The following is a 6,468-nucleotide window of genomic DNA, read 5'->3' as shown; positions in this document are numbered from 1 at the left end:
GCTTCCTCGTTCCGGGCTTCCTCGTTCCGGACTTCCTCGTTCCGGACTTCCTCGTTCCGGGCTTCCTCCCCGCCGTCCCGCAGCAAATCTCCGTTCCAACGTCCCTTCACCCGGACATCTTCCCACTTCAACCGGCCAGAATCTCTACACGCTCCGTAAATCCCCGGCCGCCTTAATCTTCACCCGGTTCGTATTCCCCGGATAGTAGGCCAGCGGCACGTCTTCCATATCGATGATCTCCACAGTTTCCGGCACCGCCCCTGCTGCTACAGCTAATTCCACCGCCTCAGCTTTTGCCTGTTCCAATGCAGTTTCTCTGGGAACCTCATCATAATTAATCAGTTGTTCATAAGTTCCGCTCACTTTGGAAATTGCCGAACCGATGGCATTGGCCGTTCCGAAGAACTCAGGCCGCAGCACTCTGGATGCGCCCGCCAGGTTTTCAGGAATTATGATGGAGCCGCCTCCCACCAGAATCACTTCCGCGTCTTCATGGGATAATTTCATGGCGTCGATGCCATCCTCCACCATCTCCCGGATCTTGTCCATGGCCTTCCTGGCGAATTCCTCATCCAGACCCGAAACCAGGCTCTTATCCCCGATATCCGCCATTCCCAGGCGGACCGCGATGTCAGTTGCCGTCACTGTGTCCCCTCCGAATACCAGCGCCTTTTTCGTAATCTCATATCCCACGCTGTCCGGTCCCACAGTCACCTGATCCCCTCTCCGCCTTACAATAGAACCGCCTCCAAGGCCGATGGAAACCACGTCCGGCATCCTGAAATTGGTTCTCACTCCGCCGATGGCGGCGGATAAGCTGGATTCACGGGGAAAACTGTTCTGGATCACGCCTAAGTCCGTAGTAGTTCCTCCCACATCGATCACGATCGCATCCTTTGTACGGCTTAAATAACTGGCTCCCCTGATGGAGTTGGTCGGCCCGCAGGCAATGGTAAGAATAGGATATCTTCTGGCATAATCCATGGTCATCAGCGTGCCGTCATTCTGGGATAAATACACCTGTGCCTGATCAACTCCCTGATCGGCCAGGCTCTTCGCAAACCCTTCCGTAAAACGCTCCGCCACCTGATATAAGGCCGCATTGAGAATCGTGGCATTTTCCCTTTCAATCAGGCCCATGGAGCCGATCTCGCTGGAAATGGAAATATGGACGTCCTCTCCCATCACCTCTTTACACAACATGGCCGCCTTTTGTTCATGATCATTTCTCACCGTTGAAAATACGCAGGAAATGGCGATGGACGAAACTTTTCCCTTCATCCGCTCAAAGAACTCCCTGGCTGCCTTCTCATCAAATGGCGCCAGTTCTTTTCCGTCGTACTCGAACCCTCCGCCGATCACGGCCGTTTCCACAGCTATTGCCCGGATGTCATCTTCCCAGTCCACCATGGGCGGTATGCCCAAGGTTGCCGGAGCGCCGATCCTCAGGATTCCCACAGGAGCCAGATTTTTCCGTTCCACAATGGCATTGGTGCACTGGGTGGTTCCCAGCATCGCCTGACGGATCTCTTTTCTGTCGATCCCGGATGTTTTAAGGATATCGTCCAGCGCTCCTAAAATTCCGTCATAGATATCACCGGTAGTCGGATGTTTGATCTCCGCCGCCACCTGAAGATTTTCATCAATCAGCACCGCGTCCGTATTGGTGCCTCCCACATCGATTCCCAGCTTATACATGTGCATTTCCTCCCTTAACCCGTTCTTCCAGCGGAATATAGTCCGTCTCACAGCCAAAATATCTGGGGCCGACCAGTTCCAGGCCTGCATCCGTTCTCCATAAATCAAAACATTTCAGCCCTACGGCGAACACCCGCTTCCCATATTTTAAAGCGTCTGTGGTCACGGGAACAAATGTCTCCGTATCCACCAGGCAGATCAGATCCGGTGTAGTCGCCAGAATTTCCCCTTCCATCTCCATCAGCAGGTTTTCATTCTGGAATTCGATAAATGCTGTCTTTCCCTTATATTCTCCGATCCCTTCCAACACCACTTTTCCAAAGTTAAATGCCCCTCTGGTCTCCCTGAGCACATCTGCTATTTTTCCTTTAAACAGTTTAAAGCCCTCCGTATAGCGGAAAAAATACTCCTCCGGCGTTTCGTCCGTCACGGATTTGATGGTGCGGATGGCCTCGCCTAACTGCTGGCTGCGGGTCACAATGTTCTTCACCGCATACTTTTTCAGGGTCGCCCCGTCCACACAGAACAGACTGACCGAAACGGCCCCACCGCAGCTCATGGTCACACTTCGGGCCAGCTCCTCTGTCCATTTATTTGTGATGGTCTCGAAAATGGCACAGTTTCCCTTTTCATCCGTAAGCGCCATAGGGGTTGCCTTCACCCCTCCGATGGTAAATGTCACCATCTGCAGCTCGGGAAATGCCCGGCCCATACCATCCGCGTCCACCATCGGAATGCCCAGCCTGGCTGCGGCGGCAATGGGCAGCATGCTGTTCACGCCGCCTGCCTCAATAGGCATAAAAGCATAGATATCTTTTCCGTAAAACTGGGATACCATACGGGCCAGGGTTTCATATTCACTGCCTCCCACCGCTTTTTCTCCCAAAATCGTGGGCGCACCCATCATGGCGATGGGCACCACCAGCGCATCATCCGGCACTTCGTCCGGATCCAGCAAAGTGACCGGGCCATATTCTTTCACAGCTCCGATTGCCACCAGCTTCCCAATATAGGGATCACCGCCCCCGCCCGCTCCTAAAAGCGCAGCGCCTAAGGCGATATCTTCAATTTCTTTCAATCCAATCTTTCTCAATTTCCATTGCTCCTTTTCTGTTAGTTTTGCTGATTCTGCTTATTATTGCCTCTGCTCATTACTGCCTCTGTTTATTACTGCTTCTGCTTATTACTGCCTCTGCTTGTTACTGCCTCTGCTTGTTACTGTCTCTGCTTGTTACTGTCTCTGCTTGTTACTGTCTCTGCTTGTTACTGTCTCTGCTTGTTACTGTCTCTGCTCATTTCGTCCTCTGCTCACGCTGTTTCCATTATAAATCTTTTCCCTCCATCTGTAATTGTCCATATGGTACAAAAAATCGTCCGTGCATTGTCCCATCAGACAACAGCACGGACGATTATACTTTTTTGAATCAAACACTATCCAGCAGACGCTCCAAAGCCGCTGCATAATAAGCCGGAAATGACTCCGGCATCCGGCCCACCCGGTATCCCAGACAATCGGTGATCTTTTGCAGCCGGTATTTCACTGTGTTTTTATGCAGAAACAGAAGCTTGGCCGTCAGGGTCACGCTGCAGCCGCCATCCAGCAGGTAGACCCCCAGCGTTTTTCTGAGTTCCATCCCATCTCCGGTCTCATAAAGCTCATCCAAAACGGAGATGCGGGCTGCCGTTTCTTCCTCTCCTTTTTCGATAACAGTGCGGCATTCCTTGGCAAACCGGATCTCCTGCATCCCAAACAGGCATTTTTCCGGATAAATTTGTCTGGCGTCCCGCAGATACTTCTGGTTCATCAGATAGGCATTGCGCACCGCAGAGGTATCTTTTAAGTGGTTGCACAGAGTAAGGACGGTATCCGCTCCGCCGGTTTTCTCCAACAGTAGTTTTGACAGGGATTCTTCCTCCGCCAGAGAACCCGGGCCTTCCATCAGCACCACCATATCATTTTCATAGATATCTGCCACCACGGTTTTCGAATACGGGGCCAGGAATTCACGCACATGTTCCAGCATGGCAAGGCCGGCTGCTTTTTGTTCCAGACGGCGGTCCCGGATGATCCACATGGAATGGATGGAAACCACGTCGATATGGAACAGACCTGCCAGCCGCCGCATTTTCAGCGGCTCATCCTGCATGATGGCCCGGACCAGTTCAGTGATCACCTCTTCCTCCTGCTGGTGGCCCCAGATATTCACTGCCAGGGAAATCAGCTCTACCGACTGTTTTAAAAGTTCCTGGGAAAGCGGTTCCTTTTCCTTTAAAAAATATAATTCCATCCCCAAAGCACGCCGGGAAGCCACGGGATAGCGGTATAAAAGGCAGTCCGGAACCAAAGGATAGCGCACCGGTTCCCCTCCCGCCTCGGGAAGCTGTGCCTGAAATAAGCCGTCATACAGGCCATTCCCCGCCCCTCTGGGCCAGGCCGCCTCATTGACGATACGGTGGGTTCCGTCTGTCAGCACAACCGAAGCATGAATCCGGTCGCTGAGCATTTTCATAGCAGTGTCCACGGTCCTTTTGTGTTCGGGAAGGCGAGCCACGCTGTCCAATACCTCACCCACGATAAACGTCCCTTTCCTGTGATCCTCAAAAATGGCCTCCATCACTTCACAGATGACTTCGCTGTAGCGCAGGTCCATCCGGTTTTCCGGCATCACAATCAGGGCGAAATTCAGTTCATCCGCCAGCTTAACCAGGCTTTCATCCACCTTTGGCATAAAAATACCCACATAATACAGGATCAGCCCCACTTCCCCACATTCGGAAAGGCGCCTTAAATTCCTAAGCTGCTTGGAAATATCATCCTTGACGCTGATCAGACCCGATATCACAATTTCACTTCCGTAAAACTCATTGTTGTCAAACAGATCGTCCTGGAGGCTGTCCGGATCCGCATATTCCAACACGGATATTGAAGACACAATCCTGTTTAAACCGCCCATTCCCCCTGCCACCCTGGCCTCCCTGAGAGAGGGCAGTTTTAATAAATCTTCCACAGTAACGCTCATATAAACCTCTTATCCCTAATTACCAGCCTGAGTTGGCTGCACAGCCATATCAACCTCATTTTTTAAATAAATTAGTAATCGTTCAGGCGGCTGGTCTTCTTGTCCGAAAAACCGGCCAAGAGGCATTGGATGTCCATCTGTTGCAGAAATTGATAAAGAAAGCCGAATTGATAAAGAAAGCTGATTACAAGCGCGCAGGCGCTGCTTTCTTTATCAATTTTCCCTCCGACTGAACTGTTACATAAATTATAGACGTTCTGATTTATATTTTCAATCACTAAAGGGGAGCCAAAACTTGCTTTCCGGCAAATATGCATCCTATTTTGCAGAAGATTTGATCCTGATGGGATCGGCACAGCGAACTATGCAAACGTCTTTTCCAAGCCCCCTCACTGTCTGATTTTATATAGGGCGTCCAAAAGGCACCAGTTCTGCGTAAACGGACGCATGAGGTTCCAGTATCCGGCCCCTTTCAGGCCATATTCCGCAACCAGTTCCAGTTTTGCCTGTATGCTTCTGGCGTCTTCGAACCAGACTTCATGTCTGACGCCGCCATCTATGTACTGATAGAAAGGGGTCTGGGCGGAATCGTCGTATTCAATGCTTCTTCCATATTTCCAGGCCAGTTGAAGGGCCTGCTCATTGGTGATGGAAACGGCCCGGGTCATTTTCTCCTTATAGGGAAGGGGCCAGTCGTATCCATAGTTTGGTATTCCTAAAAAGATCTTTTTCGGCGGCATTTGGGTAATTGCGTAATTTAAAACACGGCGGACATTTTCAATGGGGGCTACGGGCATGGGCGGTCCTGTACAGTACCCCCATTCATAGGTCATCAACAAAACCCCGTCCGCTTCGCTGCCCACCGCCTCATAATCATGGCCGCCGAATAAAATCCCTCTCTGGTCTGACGAGGTTTTTGCCGCCAGCGCCGTAAAGACGGGGTAGCCCATGGGGTTCAGCAGGTCATGGAAGCGTCCGATGAACCTGGCTAACTTCAGGCTGTCTTCTTCCTTCACATATTCAAAATCTATGTCCAGGCCTTCGTACCCTTTTAAAAGGATGTTCTCATACGTTTCTTCTATCACCCGGTCCTGGACATCCCGGTCATTTAATATGATGTGGGCCAGTTCCGTGTTAAATCCATGGGGTTCCCGCAGATTGGAGAGGTTCATCACCGGCCTGACGTGAAACTGTTTGGCCATGGCAACTGCTGCAGCGTCTTTCAGCCCTCCCAATTCTCCCTGTTCCGATATTTCATAGGTAAATGGAATGAAAAAGCTCAAATACGGCAGAGTATTCTGAAGCAGGCGCTTATTGACGGACGGGTAGGCATATCCTCCCACCTCTATATTCTCCGGGTGGCGGCGGCTCACCGTAATGACAAGCTGCTCGCCCGGATAGATAAAAGTCTGTTCCGTCAGCCCCGGATTATTGCGGTAAATCTGATTAACAGATATGCCGTACAGCCTGGCGATGGAGCAGACCGATTCACCGGGACGAACTGTGTGCACCGTTTCCGGGTAGAGAATCACCAGGGTCTCCCCCGGCACCAGATGGTTCATGCTGTGTATCCCGTTGTCCTCAATCAGGCGTTTAAGCGGGATCCGATAGTGGTTGGCAATCTCCTGCAAACACTCTCCCGGCTGAACTGTGTGAATGATCAACAGAGGTTCTCCTTTGCCTTTTTCCCTATATATATGTTTTCATTTCAGTCCCAATTCCTATCACAGGGCTTTCTTCCATAAATAAT

Annotated in this window: 4 protein-coding genes; all 4 read right to left on the bottom strand. The window is 51.1% G+C overall.

Annotation, left to right across the window (positions count from 1 at the left end):
• Positions 1-144: 144 nt before the first annotated feature.
• Entirely contained in the window at positions 145-1,698 is a 1,554-nt protein-coding gene (locus GPL15_RS21490) for a hydantoinase/oxoprolinase family protein (protein ID WP_215700726.1), read from the bottom strand.
• Complete coding sequence (locus tag GPL15_RS21485; protein WP_215700725.1) at positions 1,691-2,791, bottom strand: DUF917 domain-containing protein; 1,101 nt, start codon at positions 2,789-2,791, stop codon at positions 1,691-1,693. The genes GPL15_RS21490 and GPL15_RS21485 overlap by 8 nt, the downstream gene beginning before the upstream one ends.
• Before the next feature lie 331 nt (positions 2,792-3,122).
• Entirely contained in the window at positions 3,123-4,718 is a 1,596-nt protein-coding gene (locus GPL15_RS21480; protein ID WP_215700724.1) for a PucR family transcriptional regulator, read from the bottom strand.
• 389 nt (positions 4,719-5,107) lie between these two features.
• The gene (locus GPL15_RS21475) at positions 5,108-6,382 is read right to left on the bottom strand and encodes a LysM peptidoglycan-binding domain-containing protein (RefSeq protein ID WP_215700723.1); all 1,275 of its coding nucleotides are present in this window, start codon (positions 6,380-6,382) and stop codon (positions 5,108-5,110) included.
• Between the last annotated feature and the right edge of the window lie 86 nt (positions 6,383-6,468).

Origin of the sequence: Clostridium sp. MCC353 (assembly GCF_018785315.1) — a bacterium.
In the GTDB taxonomy this organism is placed as follows: domain Bacteria; phylum Bacillota; class Clostridia; order Lachnospirales; family Lachnospiraceae; genus CHH4-2.
Note: the sequence above shows the minus strand (reverse complement) of the source record. Positions and strands in the feature narration are given on the sequence as shown.

What these genes read in the sequence shown, in the direction of transcription:
- GPL15_RS21490 (WP_215700726.1), bottom strand. Translation starts at nt 1,698, where the DNA reads ATGTATAAGCTGGGAATCGATGTGGGAGGCACCAATACGGACGCGGTG.
- GPL15_RS21480 (WP_215700724.1), bottom strand. Translation starts at nt 4,718, where the DNA reads ATGAGCGTTACTGTGGAAGATTTATTAAAACTGCCCTCTCTCAGGGAG.